Below are 18412 nucleotides of genomic sequence, written 5' to 3'. Positions count from 1 at the left end.
GCATGACCGACACCCTGGACCGCCCGGCCGCGCTGGCCACGGCAGCCACCTCAGCGGCCGAGCCGCTGGTGCGCATCCAGCATTTGAGCAAGCAGTTTGGCAGCGGCGCCCACCCGGTGCGCGCGGTGCAGGATGTTTCCTTTGACATCTACCCCGGCGAGACCCTGGGCCTGGTCGGCGAGTCGGGCTCCGGCAAAAGCACCATCGGCCGGCTGCTGACGCGGCTGATCGAGCCGACCGATGGCCAGCTGCATTTTCGCAAGCAGGGCGGCGAGACCGTGGACCTGGCGCACCTGGGCCCCAGCGCGATGCGGCCACTGCGTTCCGATATCCAGATCATCTTCCAGGACCCCTATGCCAGCCTGAACCCGCGCATGCGCATCCGCGATGTGCTGGGCGAGGCGCTGTCCACCCACGGGCTGGCGCCCGGTGCGGCGCGCCAGCAGCGCATTGCCGAGCTGCTGGACCAGGTGGGTTTGCGTCCCGAACATGCCGAGCGCTTTCCGCATGAGTTCTCCGGCGGCCAGCGCCAGCGCATTGGCATTGCCCGGGCACTGGCAGTGCAGCCGCGCTTTATCGTGGCCGATGAGCCGCTGTCCGCGCTGGATGTGTCTATCCAGGCGCAGGTGGTCAATTTGCTGGGCGACCTCAAAGATCGCCTTGGATTGACGCTGCTCTTCATCTCGCACGATTTGGATGTGGTGGAATACCTCTGCGATCGCGTGGTGGTCCTGTATCTGGGCCGTGTGGTGGAGGTGGCACCGACCGAGGCCTTGTATGCCCGGCCGCGCCACCCCTATACCCAGGCCTTGCTGGCAGCCGCACCGATTCCGGACCCGGCCCAGCGGCGCAGCATCCCGCTGCTGTCGGGTGACCTGCCCAGCCCCAAGAACCCACCGAGTGGTTGCGTCTTTCGTACCCGTTGCCCGCAGGCCGAGGCGCGCTGCGCCCAGGCTGATATGCAGCTGCGCCCCGTGGCCGAAGGCCATCTGCAGGCCTGCTGGAAAGTCCAAGATTGAGAGAGTGAACCATGCAACCCGATTTTTTGATTGACGCGCGCAGCAAGAGCTACCCGCTGGCTGCTGCTCCCACCCAGGCCTCTGCATTGGCTGCACGCGGCTGGAATGTGCTGCGCGATGACCTGCCTTATCCGCTGGCCGTCATCCGCCAGTCGGCCCTGGCCCACAACGCCCACTGGATGCAGGACTATGCGGCGCGCCGCCAGATCCAGTTTGCGCCGCATGGCAAGACCACCATGTCGCCCCAGCTGTTTGACCTGCAGCTCCAAGGTGGCGCCTGGGGGCTGACCTTTGCGACCATCTTCCAGCTGGCCGTCGGCGTGGAAGCCGGTGCGCGCCGCGCCATCATTGCCAACCAGGTGGTGGCGCCTGCCGATCTGGATGGGCTGGACGCGTTGCTGAGCCAGCACGCGGATCTGCGCGTCTGGTTCCTGGTCGATTCGATCAGCCAGCTGCGCTGCATCGAGGACTGGAGCCGCGCGCGCAACAGCGCACGCCGCTTCGATGTGCTGATCGAGGTGGGCATTCCCGGCCAGCGCACCGGTGTGCGCAGCCAGGAAGACGCGCTGGCGCTGGCCCAGGCCATCCATGCCAGCAGCAGTGCCCAGCTGGGCGGCATCGAATGCTATGAAGGGGGCCTGACCCAGTGCGACAGCGCCCATGACATCCCCGCCGTCGCCGAGCTGGTGCGCCGCGTGGTGGAGATTGCCAAGGCCTGCGATGCCCAGGGCCTGCTGCCTGAGGAGGCGCCGATCCTGAGCGCTGGCGGATCGGCCATTTTTGACCTGGTGGTGCCGTTGCTGCAGGGCGCGGGCCTGTCGCGTGCCTTTACCGGCGTGCTGCGCTCGGGCTGCTACATCACCCATGACCATGGCAACTACCGCCGCTTGCTCAAGCTGGTCGAGCAGCGCGAAGGCGTGGATGCATCGCTGCAGGCCGCGCTGGAGGTCTGGGCCATGGTGCAGTCCGTGCCGGAGCCAGGCCTGGCCTTGCTGACCTGCGGCCGCCGCGATATCTCCTACGACCTGGAAATGCCATCGGTGCAGCGCCATGCGCCGCGCGGCAGCCAAACGGCCCAGCCCGCGCCTGCGGGCTGGACGATCTCGGCCCTGAACGACCAGCATGCCTACCTGCGCTTTGACCCGGCGCAGGGCGCGCCGGCGGTGGGCGACCGCATTGCGCTGGGCATCTCCCACCCTTGCACCACCTTTGACAAGTGGGGCTGGATTCCGGTGGTGGACGATGCCTGGAACCTGGTCGATGCGATCGAGACAAGGTTCTGAATGCTTAGAGCACAACCCCCTGAGGCGCTTTGCGCCTTCCCCCTTCTCTCATGCTACGCATGGGAAGAGGGACGCAGCCCTCGCTGCGGGGCGGCGCGGCCGGCTGCGGCCCTTGCTCGGCTGCCCGCGCATCGTCTCTGCTCCAACCAGTGGCTAGGCTATCAATGGGGAGCATGGTGATGAATCGCTCGGTTTTGAGCCTGCAGTTGCTGCAACAGCAGCAGGCCGCGCTGCCGCTGGCCCAGCGCCAGGTCATCGATGTGATCCTGCGCGACCCGGGCGCCGCCGTGCTGGCCACCGTCGAGCAGCTGGCGCTGCAGGCGAATGTGTCCATGCCGACGATCGTGCGCATGTGCCGCCGCTTTGGCTATGCATCGGTGCGCGAGTTCATGGTGGCGCTGGCGCAGACCTTGGCGGTGTCGGGATCGCACTTGCACCGCAGCGTGCAGCAGGACGACTCCACCGCCGAGGTGGTCAGCAAGATCGTGCATGCGGCAGCGGGTGCGATTGCCAACCTGGGCCAACGCCTGGATGCGGCGCTGATCGACGAGGTGGCCGGCAAGATGGCCAAGGCCTCGCGCATCGATTGCTACTCGGTCGGGGCGGCTTCGTCCTTCATGGCGCAGGAGCTGCAAAGCCGCTTGTTCCGCCTGGGCCTCACGTCCAACGCCATCTTCGATGCGCACCAGCAGCTGGTGTCGGCCTCGACCTTGGGCAAGAACGGCGTGGCCTTTGTGATATCGCATGTGGGGCGCATGCCCTACACCTTGGAGGCGGCGCAGTTTGCCAAGCAGCAGGGCGCCACCGTGGTGGCCCTGACCCAGCCGGACACGCCGCTGGCCGAGATGGCAGACCATGTGCTGGCGGTGAATGTGCCGCAGGACGCGGTGATGCGCGTGGGCACCGAGGCCTACCTGGCCCACCTGGTGGTGATCGAAATCATGATGGTGCGCCTGGCGCAGATTCTGGGGCCGCGCGTGGTCACGGGCATGCAGCAGTACAAGCGGCTGCTGGAGACCCATGGCTTTGACAGCTATGAATACATGGGCTTTCAGCAGCCCGCGCAGCAGCGCAAAGGGGATGCACCCGCCCCCACCAAACAACAAGGCCCCACCGCTGGCTGATGGCAGCCGGCAGCAGTGCCTGGAGATACAACAATGGAACGCAGAGTGTGGTTGAGCAATGGCACGGTGGTGGATGGCACCGGCCTGTCGGAGTTTGTCGGGGATGTGTGGCTGCAGGGTGGGCGCATCATTGGCGTGTTTGCCCGCGATGGTGTGGCCGACGCCGCCCAGCAGGCAGCGCTGGCCGGCTGGAAGGCGCAGGACCCGCTGCAGATCGACTGCACCGCCAAGGTGATCGCACCGGGCTTTATCGATGTACACACCCATGACGACGCGGCGGCGCTGAACAGCCCGGCCATGCTGCCCAAGCTCTCGCAAGGGGTGACCACGGTGATCGCCGGCAACTGCGGCATCTCGCTGGCCCCGGTGGTGACGGCGCACCCGCCAGCACCGCTGTCACTGCTGGGCGACCAGCAGTTCCGCTTTGGCAGCATGCAGGATTACGCAGCGGCCGTGGATGCGGCGCAACCCTCCGTCAATATTGCGGCGCTGTTGGGCCACACCTCGCTGCGCATCAAGCACATGGCCGATCTGAGCCGCCCGGCCAATGCCGCCGAGCGCGAGGCCATGGCGCAGGACATGCACGAGGCCATGCAGGCCGGCGCGCTGGGCCTGTCCAGCGGCATCTTCTACCGCGAGGCCTATGCGGCGGACATGCAGGAGCTGGTAGCAGTAGCCACCGTGGCCGCCCGGCATGGCGGCGTCTATGCCACCCATATCCGCGACGAGCTCGAAGGCATTCTGGAGGCCATGCTGGAGGCCGCTGGCACGGCCCAGCAGTCGGGCCTGCCGCTGGTGCTGTCGCACCACAAATGCGCGGGCTCGGCCAACTGGGGCCGCACGCTGCAGACCTTGCCGCTGGTCGACAAACTGGCGCAGCAGCAAGAGCTGTCGATGGACGTCTATCCCTACACCGCCGGCTCCACCGTGCTGCGCGAGGACCTGGTCGATGGCGTGATCGATATCCTGATCACCCGCAGCGAACCCCACCCTGAGGTGGGCGGCCGCTACCTGCGCGATATCGCCAAGGACTGGGGCATCAGCGAGTACGACGCCTGCGTGCGCCTCAAGCCTGGCAATGCCTGCTACTTCCAGATGCGCGAGGACGATGTGGAACGCGTCATCCGCCACCCGCTGGCCATGATCGGCTCCGACGGCCTGCCCAACGACGAGCGCCCACACCCCCGGCTGTGGGGCGCCTTCCCGCGCGTGCTGGCCATGTACTGGCGCGACAAGGGCGTGCTGAGCCTCGCCCAGGCGGTGCACAAGATGACAGGCATGTCGGCCCAGCGCTTTCGCATGGCCGACCGGGGCCTGCTGGCCGCCGGCAAGGCCGCCGATGTGGTCGTGTTCGACCCCGCCCGCATCCAGGACCAGGCCACCTTTGAAAACCCCAAGCAGCGCAGCGTGGGCGTGGAAGCCGTCTGGGTCAATGGCGTGCTGAGCTACACCGAAGAGGCGGGTGCTTTGCCGGCGCGCGCTGGGCGTTTTGTGCGGCGGGCGGTGGCGGCTTAGGCGCCAGCCTGGGTCTCGTCCTGTGGCTGCCCCGCTGCCGCATAAAGCAGCCGGTAGTCACTCTGCACAAAGCCAAAGTCATAGCTGCGCGTCTGCAGATGCTGGGCGGTCACCGAATTGGTACCCTCCGCCAAGGGCCCGAACAGCGGCAGGCCGCTGCCCAGCAGCACGGGAATGCGGGTGATGGTGATTTCGTCGAGCAGCTGCGCGTTGATAAAGGACTGGATCAGCTGCCCACCATCCACATAGGCCGCGCGCACGCCGCTGGCGGCCAGATGGGTGCGGAGTGCCGGCAGACTGCCCTTCCACAGCTGTGCAGTAGCAGGCGCGCCAGCGGGCAGGGCGCTCCACTGGCGGGACACCACATAGACCGGCTTGTCATACGGCCAGGCGCCAAAGCCCAGCACCGTCTCAAAAGTTTTGCGCCCCATCAGGATCACATCCACACCGGCCATGTACTGCGCATAACCGCAGTCTTCCCCCTCCGGCACAGTGGCATTGGCGGCATTCAGCCAGTCCAGGCTGCCATCGGTTTTGGCGATAAAACCGTCGAGGCTGGTGGCGATAAAGCTGCTGCATTGCATGGGGTTGTCCTGGTGAAATTCATGGGCTAAGCCTCGAATTCTAAGCAGCGGGTAGAGGTCTGGCGGGTCAAATACCTGTTTTTTTCACAGTGTTCATTCGCTGCGTTTAAGAATTCGATTTGAATATCAAACCATCCATATAAAACATTGGACGCGAATCGTTGAGAGCTGCACCATGCAAGCTAGCCCATTGGGATCCTCTGCAAAACTCCCTGCCGTGGTCTGAACGCGGGCTCGGGCGATCCGCTGTGTTGTCTTCCTTGTCAATAGCTCGCTATTGACTGCAAAAGACGCCTTGCGTCTCATCCCGATCCGCGTCCATCCCGCTTGGCGAGGGTTTTGCAGAGGATCCCTGGAGGCTCGACTAAAAAAAGGAGACAAAGACATGCAACCACGCCAATGGTGGGCCACGCTGGCCCTGACCGCGATAGCCACCGTAACAACTGCTGCCTATGCCAGCGCGGCGCAGGGCAGCTACCCCAATGCACCGATCACGATGATCGTGCCCTTTGCCGCTGGCAGCGGCACCGATGCGGTGGCCCGGGCCGTGGGCCAGAAGCTGGGTGAGCGCCTGCAGCAGCCGGTGATTGTGGACAACCGCGCAGGCGCCAATGCGCAGATTGCGGCAGGCCTGGTGGCGAAGGCCAAGCCCGATGGCTACACCTTGTTCATGACCACCAACACCTCGCACTCGGCCAACCCCTGGCTGGTCAAAAGCCTGAAGTACGACCCGATCAAGGATTTCACCCCAATTGCCCGTGTGGGGGAGCTGCCGTTTGCGCTGGCGGTGCACCCGTCGGTGCCGGCCGATTCGGTGCAGACGCTGATCGACTATGCCAAGGCCAACCCGGGCAAGCTGTCGTACGCGACGCCCAACAGCACCTCCTTGGTGGCGTCGGAGACGCTGCGTTTTCTGTCCAAGACCGATATCGTTGGCGTGCCTTACAAGTCCAGCCCGCAGGCGCTGACCGACCTGATGGGCAACCAGGTGCAGATGTATGTGGTGGACCTGGGCTCGGGCTGGAGCATGCTCAAGACCGACCGGGTGCGCACCCTGGCCGTCACGGCCGCCAAGGGCAGCAAGATCCTCCCCCATGTGCCGCCGATCGGCAAGACCTTGCCCGGCTTTGACATCACCTCCTGGAACGGCATTTTTGCGCCAGCCGGCACGCCCCCTGAGGTGGTCAACAAGATCAATGGCGCCTTGCAGGCGGTGCTGGCCGATGAGGCCGTGCAAAAACAGCTCGAACAGATTGGCTTTGAAGTCTGGCCCACGAAGACCCCGCAGGAGTTTGCCCAGTATGTGAGCGAGCAACTGGCGTACTGGGGTCGCCTGGTCAAACAGGCTGATATCCCGGCGCAGTGATGCTGCGCCACGCCCTAGCAGACATTCCCATCCCCACACGATGAACGCCACACAATGACTTCGCGCTACCTGATCCGTGCCTCCGAGGTGGAGGCCTATAGCCCGGCCAACCATACCGGAACCATCAACCGCCGCCTGGTGAGCCAGGCCAATGTGGGCGCCCAGCATATGGAAGTGGTGCTGGGCGAGATTGCCAAGGGCGGCGGCGCGCTGCCCCATGCCCACCCCGGCATGGAGCAGGCCTGCTACCTGCTGGAGGGCACGGCCCATGTCGAGGTGGAGGGCGAGAGCTTTGAGATGGTGCCGGGCGATACCTGTTTTTTCCCGGCCGACAAGATGCACATCTTCCAGACCACCAGCGACACACCGGCCAAGCTGCTGGTGATCTACAGCCCGCCCTATGGCGAGAACCCCGAGCGGGTGCGCCGGCCGGCCTGAGCTGCACTGTGACCGGCGCCGTGCAAGGCACGGCGCCACTGATTGGATATTGAGGACCGCAACACCATGGATTTCGCCCTGACCGAAGAGCAGCAACAGATCATCGATGCCATCGAGAAAGTCTGTGCGCCGTTTGATGCCGACTACTGGCATGCCCGTGACAACGATGGCGCTTTTCCGGAAGACTTTTACCGTGCGCTGGCCGATGCCGGCTGGCTGGGCATTGCGATGCCCGAGGCCTATGGCGGCGCCGGCCTGGGTATCACCGAGGCGGCATTGATGATGCATACGATCTCGGCCACCGGCGCGGGTCTGTCGGGCGCATCTGCGGTGCATATGAACATCTTCGGCCTGCACCCAGTGGTGGTCTATGGCACGGAGGAGCAAAAGGCGCGCATGCTGCCGCCGCTGATTGCCGGCAAGGACAAGGCCTGCTTTGGCGTGACCGAGCCCAATACGGGGCTGAACACGCTCAAGCTCAAGACCCGCGCGGTGCGCGATGGCGACCACTATGTGGTGCATGGGCAGAAGGTCTTCATCTCCACCGCGCAGCAGGCCAGCAAGATCTTGCTGCTGGCGCGCACCAAGCCGGTGGAGGAATGCAAGGGCACCGAAGGCCTGTCGCTGTTCTATACCGACTTTGACCGCAGCAAGATCGAGGTGCATGAGATCGCCAAGATGGGCCGCAAATGCGTGGACACCAACCAGCTGTTCATCGATGGGCTGCGCATCCCGGTAGAGGACCGCATTGGCGAGGAGAACCGGGGTTTTGAATACATCCTGCATGGCATGAACCCCGAGCGCATTCTGATTGCCTGCGAAGCGATTGGCCTGGGCCGCGCCGCGCTGGGCCGCGCCACGCAGTACGCCCGTGAGCGCGAGGTGTTCAACCGCCCGATTGGCCAGAACCAGGGCATCCAGCACCCGCTGGCCGAGCGCTGGATGGAGCTGGAAGCCGCGTTCTTGCTGGCGATGAAGGCAGCCTGGCTGTATGACCGCCACCAGCCTTGCGCAGCCGAGGCCAATGCGGCCAAGTTCCTGGGGGCGGAAGCGGGCTTCAAGGCTTGCGAGAGCGCGATCTTCACCCATGGCGGCATGGGCTACGCCAAGGAGTTCCATGTCGAGCGGCTGATGCGTGAGAGCTGGATTCCGCGCCTGGCGCCGGTGAGCCCGCAGCTGATTCTGTGCTTTATCGCAGAGAAGGTGCTGGGCCTGCCCAAGTCCTACTAGGCGGCGCCATGGGCAGCGCAGTGCCGGGCCATCCCGTGCGGCGTGCGGCCAGCCCGCACTGGCTGGGGCATGATACGCAGATGAAGACCCATTTGCTGCGTTATTTTGTGGTGCTGGCTGAGGAGCTGCATTTTGGCCGGGCCGCCCAGCGCCTGGCCATCACCCAGCCGCCGCTGTCGGTGGCCATCAAATCGCTGGAAGAAGATTTGGGCGTGCGGCTGCTGGAGCGCGATGCCAAGCAGGTGCGGCTGACCGATGCCGGCGCCGCTTTTTTGATCGAGGCGCGCCAGGTGCTCAGCCAGATCCAGCGCGCTGCCGATGTGGCGCGCAATGTGGCCCAGGGGCGCCAGGGCCAGCTGGACATTGGCGTGACCGGCTCGATGATCTACCGCGACCTGCCCCATGTGATGCAGGCCTTTGCCCAGCAGCGGCCCGATATCGACATCACCTTGCATGAGATGTCTACCACTGAGCAGCAGGCGGCCATTCTGCGCGGCCAGTTGCAGGGCGGCTTTGTCAACATCATCACGCCTGCGCCAGGGCTGGAGCTGTGGCCGCTGGCGCCGGATACCCTCGTTTGCTGCCTGCCAGAGAACCATCCCCAGGCCCAGCAGGCCAGCCTGGACCTGCGCAGCCTCGCCCATGAGCGCTTTGTGATGTTTGTGCGCGATGTCAGCCCGGCCAATTACGACAATGTGATCGCCTGCCTGCACAACGCCGGCATCCACCCGCGCACCAGCCATGCGGTGCGGCAGTGGCTGGCCGTTATTTCGCTGGTCGCCATCGGCCAGGGCGTGGCGCTGGTGCCCTCCTGCATGCAGCGGGCGGGCATGGCCGGTGTGCGCTATGTGCCGCTGCACAGCAACCATGGGCAGACGGCGCTGACGGCGGGTGCCTTTGTCTGGCACCCGCAAAGCCGCTCGGCGGCGCTGGATGCGCTGATCGATGTGATCAAGACGCCTAGGCTCGGCACCCCTGCTTGAGCGCGGCCGGCTAGGCGCGGGTGGCTAGGCGCCCCCGGCTGGGCGCCCCCGGCTAGGCGCGGCCAGCTAGGCTTTCAAGAAGAACAGCACCGCCATGACCAAGCCAGTAATCACAATGCCGGCGCGCAGCCACTGCGGCGCAATCTTGCGTGCCACCCGGGCGCCCAGATAACCGCCCAAGGTGGCGGCCACCATCATCAGCAACGCGGGCTGCCACTGCACAACGCCGCCAGCAGCATAGATGGCCACGGCAATGGCGGTCAGCAGCGCAGAGACGAGGTTCTTGGTGCCATTCATCGCATGCAGGTTGGTCTGGCCCAGCAAGCCCAGCAGCGCGAGCAGCAGGATGCCCAGGCCGCCATTGAAGTAGCCGCCATAGACAGAAACCGCCAGCATGCCCAGCGCGGCCTTGCTGCGCGATGGCGTGGCACCATGCTGCGCACCCATGGCCCATTGGCGCAGCTGCGGGCCAAAGGCAAACATGGCGGTGGCCGCCAGCAGCAGCCAGGGCACGATCTTGCGGAAGGCCGCCTCAGGCGTGACCAGCAGCAAGGCAGCGCCTGCAGCGCCGCCCAGCAGCGCCAGGGCGATGACGGCGCGCATCGACAAGCCCGGCGGCGCCTGCATATCGTCCTTGAAGCCCCAGGCCCCTGCCGCGTAGCCGGGCAGCAGTGCGACGGTGCCGGTGGCATTGGCCACCACGGGGGGCACGCCGGTAAAGACCAGCGCAGGCAGGGTCAAAAAGCTGCCGCCGCCGGCGACGGCATTGAGCGCGCCGGCCACAAAGGCGGCTGCGAGCAAGATGGGGGTGTCGAGCATGTCTCCTCCTGTTATGGGCGCTGCAGCAGCGGCGTGCGCTGCCTGCATGGCCTTTGTGAGGAGGATTCTAGGTAGGAATGGCGCCGAAATACCGTTTGATTAGTCGCTCAAAAGTCAGTATTGCGTTGAGGCAGAAGCGCCCAATGCGCGATGTTCATCTTTGGATGCAGCGCTGCGCTGCTTACTTCTGGTAGGGATCCGCAAAGCCCAGCTCTTGCATGATGGCCGTCTCGTAGGCTTCCATCTCTTCGGCATCCTGCTCGCTGGTTTCATGGTCCCAGCCCTGGGCGTGCAAGGTGCCATGCACCAGCAGGTGGGCATAGTGCTCCTGCAGTGACTTGTTCTGCTCCTTGGCCTCGCGCGCCACCACGGGCGCGCACAGCACCAGGTCGGCCAGCACGGTGGGCTCCTGCTGGTAGTCAAAGGTCAGCACATTGGTGGCGTAGTCCTTTTGGCGGTACTCGCGGTTCAGCGCCTGGCCTTCTTCGGTATCGACAATGCGCACGGTGATCTCGGCATCATCGGCCAGCGCATGGCGAATCCAGCGCGTGACCTGGCCCCGGGGCAGGGCGGCGCGGTGTTCGGCAACGCCGTCAAAGCGGGCAAATTGCAGCGACAGGGTGAGTTGGTTCAATGCCATGTGGTTGTGGATCGGTGGGTGGCACAGGTGGGGCGTGCGGGCGGGGCTCAGTCGCCGCGGGTCGGGCGGCGCTGCTTGTCGTAGGCGTCCACGATGCGCGCTACCAGCGGATGGCGCACCACATCGGCGCTGGTAAAGCGGTTGACGGCAATGCCCTTGACCCGCTTGAGCACGCGTTCGGCGTCGATCAGGCCGCTCAGTTGGCCCTTGGGCAGGTCGATCTGGCTCACATCGCCGGTCACTACGGCCTTGGCGCCAAAGCCGATGCGGGTGAGGAACATCTTCATCTGCTCGGGCGTGGTGTTCTGCGCCTCATCCAGAATGACAAAGGCGTTGTTGAGCGTGCGGCCGCGCATGAAGGCCAGCGGCGCGATCTCGATGGCGTTGCGCTCAAAGGCCTTTTGCACCTTGTCGTAGCCCATCAGGTCGTAGAGCGCGTCGTACAGCGGGCGCAGATAGGGATCGACCTTCTGCGACAGATCACCGGGCAGAAAACCCAGGCGCTCACCGGCTTCGACCGCAGGGCGGGTCAGCACAATGCGCTGCACCTGGCTGCGCTCGAGCGCATCGACGGCGCAGGCCACCGCCAGGTAGGTCTTGCCGGTGCCGGCCGGGCCAATGCCGAAGGTGATGTCGTGCGCGGCGATGTTCTCCAGGTAGCCGGCCTGGTTGGGCGTGCGGGCGCGCAGATCGGCGCGGCGCGTATTCAGCACGATCGCGTCTTCGGGCGCGGCCATCAGTTCGCTGTCACCTGCCATCATCAGCTGGATCTGGTCTTCGCTGATGGGGGTATCGGCCATCTCGTACAGCGCCTCCAGCAGCTCCAGCGTCTCGTTGGCCACAGCCTTGGGGCCGTCGATCTTGAACTGCTCATGGCGATGGGCAATCTTGACGCCCAGATGGTTCTCGATCTGGCGCAGATGCGCATCGGCAGGGCCGCAGAGATTGGCAATGCGGTTGTTGTTGTGGGGCGTAAAGGTATGGCGCAGGATCACGCGGCAAATTCCGTTGAAAAATTCAGTATGCTTGCAGGCGGGCACGCGACGCACATCGGGGTGGCCGCAGACAAGCTACAAGGAAAGATACAAATGATAGGCCGATTGAGCGGAACACTGGTGGAAAAGATGCCACCCGAGGTACTGGTGGATTGCCATGGTGTGGGCTATGAGGTGCAGGTGCCGATGAGCACCTTCTACAACCTGCCGTCCGTTGGCGAAACCATCACGCTGCTGACGCAGTTTATCGTGCGCGAGGATGCGCAGCTGCTGTACGGGTTTGGCACGGCCGAGGAGCGCCAGACTTTCCGCGAACTGATCAAGATCACCGGCGTGGGCCCGCGCACGGCGCTGTCCATCCTCAGTGGCATGGGCGTGACCGATCTGGCGCAGGCCGTGTCGCTGCAGGAGGCGGGGCGGCTGGTGAAGGTGCCCGGCATCGGCAAGAAGACCGCCGAGCGCCTGCTGCTGGAGCTCAAAGGCAAACTGGGCGCGGACATGGGGGCCCGTACGGCGGCGGTCAACGATGCACAGGCCGACATTTTGCAAGCACTGGTCGCGCTGGGTTACAGCGACAAGGATGCGGCTGCCGCTCTGAAGTTGTTACCTGCCGACATCAGCGTAACGGACGGTATCAAGCAGGCTTTGAAAGCGCTGGCAAAATGACTCGCGCAGAGGCGACCGGGCAGCAGCGCGGTCGAGTGTGACTATCAATACCAATCAACACGGAGTGGACGATTCCATGAAATATTCCAAGTATGCAGTGCCCGGTCTGTTGTGGACCACGGCCGTGGCTGCGGCCCTGGCTTTGGCGGGCTGCGGCGGCGGCTCTGGTTCCGACGATGACGACAACGGTGGCGTGACCCAGCCCAAGGCCTATGTGCTGGACTCGGTCGTGCTGCCGGCATCGGCCATCAAATCGGCGGCGGCGGCGCCTGCATCCTTGGGTGCTGCGGTACAGACCCGCTTTGTGGTGCTGCCCGAGCTGGAGGCGGAAAAGACCGTGGCCAGCGACGACGGCCCCGCCCAGCAGATTGGCACGCAGCGCGCGGTGGCGGCTACCAGCACGGTGGCCCAGACCCAGTCGGCACTGCAATGGAGCTCGCTGGCCAATGGCCAGCAAGTCGCGGCCATCAACATCCAGTCGACGGGTGCCTACGGCCTGCGCGCCGGCGTGCTGGTGGACAGCCTGCCCGATGCAGCGCTGCTGCGCGTCTACAGCCAGGAACACCCCCATGCGATCATTGAGCGCAGCGGCGCTGAAGTGAACGCGCTGCTGGCGCAAAACCGCAAGGCGGGCGAGACGGGTGCGGCCGCCAATACCTGGTGGACGCCTGATGTTGGCGCCGGTGACACCACTGTCGAAGTGGTGCTGCCAGCCGGTACCGGCGCCGATGCGCTGCGCATCTCGATCCCCGTGGTCTCGCACATCTACCAGAACCTGTCGTTGCCGACCGAGGCCGAACTGGCAGAAACCGCCAAGGCCGATACCTCGGCCAGCTGCAACCTCGATGCTTCTTGCACCAACAGCTACCAGACCGAGCGCAATTCCGTGGCGCGCATGGTGTTCACCCGCTCTGATGGCAAGTCCTATCTGTGCACCGGTACCTTGCTGAACAACACCAAGGGTGACTTTGCGCCGTACTTCCTGACCGGCAACCACTGCATCTCGACCCAGTCCTCGGCATCGTCGATGCAGACCAGCTGGTTCTACCGCTCCAGCAGCTGCAACTCCGGCGTGCCCGGCGCCAATGCAGCCCTGCGCAGTGCAGGTGCGACTTTGCTCTATGCAACCAGCACGACCGACTCAGCGCTGCTCAAGCTCAATGAGATGCCTCCTGTGGGTGTGACCTTGGCAGGCTGGGACGCCCGCACTGCCGGCCAGGTGGGCGATGCCGTCTACGGTCTGCACCACCCCGGTGGCAACCTGCTCAAGTACAGCGTGGGTTCTGTCGTGGGCTACATGAACTGTGTTGCAGGCAGTGGCAATGCCATCACCTGCAGTACCGGTGATGCGAACAGCGGCTTCTACAGCGTGCGCTGGAGCCAAGGTACCACCGAAGGCGGCAGCAGCGGCTCTTCGCTGTTCCGCAATGGCCGCGTCGTCGGTAACCTGTACGGTGGCGGCGCCAGCTGCCTGGCGCCCAATGCATCCGACTACTACGGTCGTTTTGACAAGGTATTCAGCGACCGCATCTGGAACTGGCTGGCGAGCTGATCGCTTCCCACCGGACCGCGGCGCTCTCGCCGCGAGTCCCTGACCGCTAAAAACCTGCCCGTGAAACGGCAGGTTTTTTTATTGGCAATTTCTTGCGTAGATTTTTCTGATTAACAGCACCTCGGAATTGGGGTGTTCTTCATTCTGAGTGCTTTACTGGTTAATGGAGATTTTTGACTGTGGCTAATGGAAGAGCGCTCTCTGAAAGCTGGGCGTGATTTTGCTTGGTATTCAATGGGGATAATGGAAAAATAGGGTCGGTGGAAGAGTTTCTTTTTGTGGGTCGCTATTTGCTCTTGGCAAGAGTGAACGCTTGCTTCTTTGGTGGTTACCTGCCGTTGTTTAAATTACGGAGGGCGCTATTGGTTTTTAAATTTGCCTTTGAAAATAAAGAGGCAAACAGCAATTCGGCGGTTTGCAGGCGTTTTTAATAGCAGTTGATATGGAGTGGATTCACCATGAAATACTCGAAATATGCAATGTGTGGCCTGTTTTGCCTGACAGGCCTGGCGGTGGCGCAGCCTATGGGGTCTGGCGTGGATTCGATCGTGGCCCCTGAAGCGGCTGATGAATCAGCGCAAGCCGCTCCAGTGCCCTTGGGCGCCGCAGTGCGAACACGCTTTGTGGTGCTGCCTGCGTTGGATGAGGAAGAGATGCTGGCGGGCACGCAGGCCGCCGGACCGGCGTTGCAAATTGGTGCCGCGCGTCCAGTGGCCGCTACCAGCTCGGTGGCGCAAACCAGTTCAGCGCTGGACTGGGCTGCCTTGCCCGGCGGCAAGCTGGTGGCGGCCATCAACATCCAGTCGCCGGGCGCCTATGGCCTGCGTGCTGGTGTTCTGGTTGAGAGCCTGCCGGATGGGGCGCTGCTGCGCGTCTACAGCCAGGAGCATCCCGATACCATCATCGAGCACGATGGTGCCGAGATCAATGCGCTGCTGGCGCTCAACAAGCAGGCCGGTGAGACGGGCGCTGCTGCCAATACCTGGTGGACGCCAGAGGTGGGTGCAGGTGATGCGACGGTAGAAGTGGTGCTGCCAGTGGGCACGGCCCCGGAAGCCTTGCGCATGTCGGTTCCGCTGGTCTCGCACATCTACCAGAACCTGTCGCTCCCGACCGATGCGGAATGGGCAGACATGCCCCAGCCGGGGACCGCCCAGGCCGAGAGCTGCCAACTGGATGCCACTTGCAGCACTGAGCATCCGGTCCTGCGCAACGCGGTGGCCCGTATGCTGTATACCCGACCGGACGGTTTGTCCTACCTGTGTACCGGTACCTTGCTGAACAACACCAGGAATAATTTCGTTCCTTTCTTTCTGACGGCCAACCATTGCATTTCAGAGCAATCGGCGGCCTCGTCGTTGCAGACCCGCTGGTTCTACCGCTCCACCAGTTGCGATTCCGGGGTGGCACGTCCCCATGCCACCCGGCACGGAGGCGCTACCTTGCTGCTTGCCACCGACAAGACCGATTCGACATTGCTCAGACTCAATGAGAGACCGCCTGCCGGTGTGACTTTTGCGGGCTGGGATGAAAATTTCCTTCCCATCGACGCGCCCATCCACAGCCTGCACCATCCTAGAGGCGGCTTGCTGAAGTACCACGTCGGTATGGTGGATAACTACGCCGCATGTGAGAGTGATAGCGAAACCACCTTCCAGTGCCAGGTGGGCGATGCGAACGGCGGTTATTACAGGGTGCGCATGACTGAGGGTGCCGCAGAGGGTGGAAGCAGCGGCTCAGCGCTGTTCCTCGGTGACCGCGTGGTGGGTACGCTGTGGGGCGGCTCCCATAGCTGCACCGCGCTGATTGGCTTCAATTTCTATGGACGCCTGGACCTGTTCTTTGCCGAAGGTGCATCGCGTTGGCTGGCGCCTGAAAACGCGCTGTGAAGCCTGGATGACAGAAGCCCTTCCAGTCGCTGCGGATGCTTGTTGGCGGCGCCGCTCATCAGCAAAACCTGCCTGTGATAGGGCAGGTTTTTTCTGATCCATCGCTCCGATGCGGTGAACTCCCCATGCTTGATGGACGGTCGTGGATTCTTGGCGGGAGGCATCTCTGTGGGGGTGGGCCCCCCCTGACAGGTCAGTGCCCGGACAGGCCCAGCTGGAGCGGCCGACTGCAAGGCTTTTGCAAATTGCGGTTCATAAGTCAAATTTAACAAATGTTTTGTTTTTGTACTAGTCGATAGACTTGTTTGATGTGAGTGCTTGCTCTAGATTGGCTTTCTCTGATCAGTCGTTGTGTTGGTCAGGAGCTTTGCTTGTCGCACAGCGAGGAGCCCATCATGTCCTGTCGCATTGTGTCCCGTTGCGAGGCCGCGCTTTCTCGAAATGGGCTGCGGCTCGTGTCGGCCCTGGTCATTGCGGGGGCCTGCGGTTGGGCCCAGGCCAGTTGGCAGGTGGATGCGCGCAGAATGCCAGCCAGCCCAGGCACTGCCCTGACCAAGCAAGCCACCGCCCTCTCGGCCCCTGCTGTCGTTCCCGTTGTGTTGCCACTCTGGCAAGGCAGCAAGGCGCTGGCGCCTGATGAGGGTGGCGTGCGCCAGACAGGCGTAGCGCGTGCGCTGGACGCGATGGATTCTGATGACAAGGTAACGCATCTGCTGCAGTGGAAAGCCTTGCCGTCGGGGCAGAAAGTGGCCGCCCTTCAATGGGTGGCTGCTGATGCTTATGGCCTGCGTCTGGGACTGGAGTTTTCCGCATTGCCAGCGATGGCTGTATTCCGGCTTTATGCATCGCCCGAGGCCGCTGTCAGTTATGAAGTGACAGGCGCTGCGCTGCTGGAGCGGCTGGTTGCGGACGCACAAACTGGCAAGCGCACCTGGTGGACCCCTGATGTGGGGCCGGCGCCGGTGCTGGAGATCCTGCTGCCGGCCGCGTTGCCGACCAGCAGCCTGCAATGGGCGATGCCCCAGCTCTCCCAGATCGTCGTGCCGCCCAGCGCCAGCGAGCTGCTGAAACTGTCCGATGCCGCCGTGCCGACGGAAAAGCGCCGTCCCAATGCCTGCCAGGGGGACGTGAATTGCCAGGATGCGCTGCTCGACCAGCGTGACGCCGTCATCCGAATCTTCTATGTGAACCAGGGCCGCACGTTCCAGTGTACCGGCACCCTCGTCAACAACCCCCGCCAGGACCTGACCCCTTATGTGCTGACGGCTGCCCACTGTGTGGGAGACCAGGCGGCCGCATCCACCGTGCAGACCTCCTGGTTTTATTACTCGCAGTCGTGCAACAGCAACCAGCTGTTTGCGGGCCACACCGAGCGCTTCAGTGCAGCGCGCTGGCTGGCATCGAGCAGCGCCAATGATATGACCTTGCTGCAGCTCAATGAGGCGCCGCCCGCCGGTGCGCTGTTTGCGGGCTGGGACGCCACCGCGCTGCCGGCAGGCACTGCCGTGGCGGGCCTGCACCACCCGCACGGGGATCTGATGATGTTAGCTGCCGGCACCTCCGAGGATGACACTGCCTGCACTGTGAACGATGCCAGCAGCCGCTTGGATTGCAGCGCCCAAACGCTGAGCAATGGCGGCTTCTACCATGTGCGCTGGAGCCAGGGTGGTATCGAAGGGGGCTCGAGCGGCTCGACCCTGTTTGTCGGTGGCCGGCTGACGGCGACCCTGACGGGCGGTGACATCTGGTGCGCCGCCAAGGATGGGCGGGCGGTGTATGGCCGGCTGGACCAGGCGTTCGCGAGCTTTGCCGCCTGGTTGGGTGCCGGCGCGGCAGTGAACAGCGATCTGCAGCTGCCCGTGTACCGCTTCCAGGTGCTGCGCTCGGGCGGAGCGTTCTATACCGTGTCTGTGCAGGAGCGTGACTGGGTGATTGCGGTGCTCTCCGATGACGTCGTTTTCGACGGCATCGCCTTCTATGCTGCGGGCCATGCGCATGACCGTCTGGTGCCCGTCCACCGCTATTTCAATCCCGAGGTGGGCGCCCATTTCTACACGACCAGCGATGCCGAGCGGCAATTTGTGCAGACCTACCACCCCCGCTGGAACTACGACGGCATTGCCTGGTGGTCGCCCGCGCAACCGGGAGACGGGGTCGTGCCTGTCTACCGGGCCTACCAATATGTGCCAGGCGTGCACCACTACAGCATGCGGATCCAGGCCCGCGATGCCTGGCTGGCCAATGCGGGGCTGTTGTATGACGGACTGGCTTATTATGTGTGGGATGCGCCCTAGGGAGCCCCTGCACAC

At 64.0% G+C, this 18412-nt stretch carries 16 protein-coding genes; 12 read left to right on the top strand and 4 right to left on the bottom strand.

The window, feature by feature from the left end; all coding sequences use genetic code 11:
• Nucleotides 1-2: 2 nt before the first annotated feature.
• The 4 genes from MJ205_RS17540 to MJ205_RS17525 all read left to right on the top strand — a co-directional run bounded on the left by MJ205_RS17540 (nucleotide 3) and on the right by MJ205_RS17525 (nucleotide 4941).
• Complete coding sequence (locus tag MJ205_RS17540; RefSeq protein ID WP_239812783.1) at nucleotides 3-1019, top strand: ABC transporter ATP-binding protein; 1017 nt, start codon at nucleotides 3-5, stop codon at nucleotides 1017-1019.
• Between the two features lie 11 nt (nucleotides 1020-1030).
• Nucleotides 1031-2302, top strand: coding sequence for an amino acid deaminase (locus MJ205_RS17535; protein WP_239809633.1), 1272 nt, complete (start codon nucleotides 1031-1033; stop codon nucleotides 2300-2302).
• 179 nt (nucleotides 2303-2481) lie between these two features.
• Nucleotides 2482-3426: a MurR/RpiR family transcriptional regulator gene (locus MJ205_RS17530; protein WP_239809632.1), complete on the top strand. Its 945-nt coding sequence runs from the start codon at nucleotides 2482-2484 to the stop codon at nucleotides 3424-3426.
• Between the two features lie 33 nt (nucleotides 3427-3459).
• The gene (locus MJ205_RS17525) at nucleotides 3460-4941 is read left to right on the top strand and encodes an N-acyl-D-amino-acid deacylase family protein (RefSeq protein WP_239809631.1); all 1482 of its coding nucleotides are present in this window, start codon (nucleotides 3460-3462) and stop codon (nucleotides 4939-4941) included.
• Here MJ205_RS17525 and MJ205_RS17520 read toward each other — a convergent pair.
• Nucleotides 4938-5525, bottom strand: coding sequence for a dihydrofolate reductase family protein (locus MJ205_RS17520; RefSeq protein WP_239809630.1), 588 nt, complete (start codon nucleotides 5523-5525; stop codon nucleotides 4938-4940). The genes MJ205_RS17525 and MJ205_RS17520 overlap by 4 nt on opposite strands.
• Nucleotides 5526-5910: 385 nt before the next feature.
• On the opposite strand from MJ205_RS17520, the gene MJ205_RS17515 reads away from it, so the two are divergent.
• The 4 genes from MJ205_RS17515 (at nucleotide 5911) to MJ205_RS17500 (ending at nucleotide 9542) form a co-directional block, all read left to right on the top strand.
• Nucleotides 5911-6891, top strand: a complete 981-nt coding sequence (locus MJ205_RS17515) for a Bug family tripartite tricarboxylate transporter substrate binding protein (protein WP_239809629.1) — start codon at nucleotides 5911-5913, stop codon at nucleotides 6889-6891.
• A gap of 54 nt (nucleotides 6892-6945) precedes the next feature.
• Nucleotides 6946-7329 (top strand): cupin domain-containing protein, encoded by a 384-nt coding sequence (locus tag MJ205_RS17510; protein ID WP_239809628.1) that lies wholly within the window; start codon nucleotides 6946-6948, stop codon nucleotides 7327-7329.
• Nucleotides 7330-7395: 66 nt separating this feature from the next.
• The gene (locus tag MJ205_RS17505; protein ID WP_230780867.1) at nucleotides 7396-8559 is read left to right on the top strand and encodes an acyl-CoA dehydrogenase family protein; all 1164 of its coding nucleotides are present in this window, start codon (nucleotides 7396-7398) and stop codon (nucleotides 8557-8559) included.
• Nucleotides 8560-8639: 80 nt separating this feature from the next.
• Nucleotides 8640-9542 carry a LysR family transcriptional regulator gene (locus MJ205_RS17500; protein WP_239809627.1) on the top strand — a complete coding sequence of 301 codons (903 nt, stop codon included), beginning with the start codon at nucleotides 8640-8642 and terminating at the stop codon, nucleotides 9540-9542.
• Nucleotides 9543-9608: 66 nt separating this feature from the next.
• Here MJ205_RS17500 and MJ205_RS17495 read toward each other — a convergent pair whose 3' ends face one another.
• The 3 genes from MJ205_RS17495 to MJ205_RS17485 all read right to left on the bottom strand — a co-directional run bounded on the left by MJ205_RS17495 (nucleotide 9609) and on the right by MJ205_RS17485 (nucleotide 11996).
• Nucleotides 9609-10361, bottom strand: a complete 753-nt coding sequence (locus MJ205_RS17495) for a sulfite exporter TauE/SafE family protein (RefSeq protein ID WP_239809626.1) — start codon at nucleotides 10359-10361, stop codon at nucleotides 9609-9611.
• A 181-nt stretch (nucleotides 10362-10542) separates the two neighbouring features.
• Nucleotides 10543-11001 (bottom strand): rRNA maturation RNase YbeY, encoded by a 459-nt coding sequence (ybeY, locus tag MJ205_RS17490; RefSeq protein WP_239809625.1) that lies wholly within the window; start codon nucleotides 10999-11001, stop codon nucleotides 10543-10545.
• A 47-nt stretch (nucleotides 11002-11048) separates the two neighbouring features.
• Entirely contained in the window at nucleotides 11049-11996 is a 948-nt protein-coding gene (locus tag MJ205_RS17485) for a PhoH family protein (RefSeq protein ID WP_239809624.1), read from the bottom strand.
• Between the two features lie 93 nt (nucleotides 11997-12089).
• Here MJ205_RS17485 and ruvA point away from each other — a divergent pair, with 93 nt between their 5' ends.
• The 4 genes from ruvA to MJ205_RS17465 all read left to right on the top strand — a co-directional run bounded on the left by ruvA (nucleotide 12090) and on the right by MJ205_RS17465 (nucleotide 18397).
• Nucleotides 12090-12662: a Holliday junction branch migration protein RuvA gene (ruvA, locus tag MJ205_RS17480; protein WP_239812782.1), complete on the top strand. Its 573-nt coding sequence runs from the start codon at nucleotides 12090-12092 to the stop codon at nucleotides 12660-12662.
• Between the two features lie 76 nt (nucleotides 12663-12738).
• Complete coding sequence (locus MJ205_RS17475; protein WP_239809623.1) at nucleotides 12739-14214, top strand: trypsin-like serine peptidase; 1476 nt, start codon at nucleotides 12739-12741, stop codon at nucleotides 14212-14214.
• 458 nt (nucleotides 14215-14672) lie between these two features.
• Nucleotides 14673-16103, top strand: a complete 1431-nt coding sequence (locus MJ205_RS17470; RefSeq protein WP_239809622.1) for a trypsin-like serine peptidase — start codon at nucleotides 14673-14675, stop codon at nucleotides 16101-16103.
• A gap of 524 nt (nucleotides 16104-16627) precedes the next feature.
• On the top strand, nucleotides 16628-18397 hold the full coding sequence (locus MJ205_RS17465) for a trypsin-like peptidase domain-containing protein (protein ID WP_239809621.1): 1770 nt from the start codon (nucleotides 16628-16630) through the stop codon (nucleotides 18395-18397).
• The last annotated feature ends 15 nt before the right edge of the window (nucleotides 18398-18412 follow it).

Source organism: Comamonas sp. B21-038 (genome assembly GCF_022387135.1).
In the GTDB taxonomy this organism is placed as follows: domain Bacteria; phylum Pseudomonadota; class Gammaproteobacteria; order Burkholderiales; family Burkholderiaceae_C; genus Comamonas; species Comamonas sediminis.
This window is presented reverse-complemented; position numbering and strand designations above follow the sequence as displayed.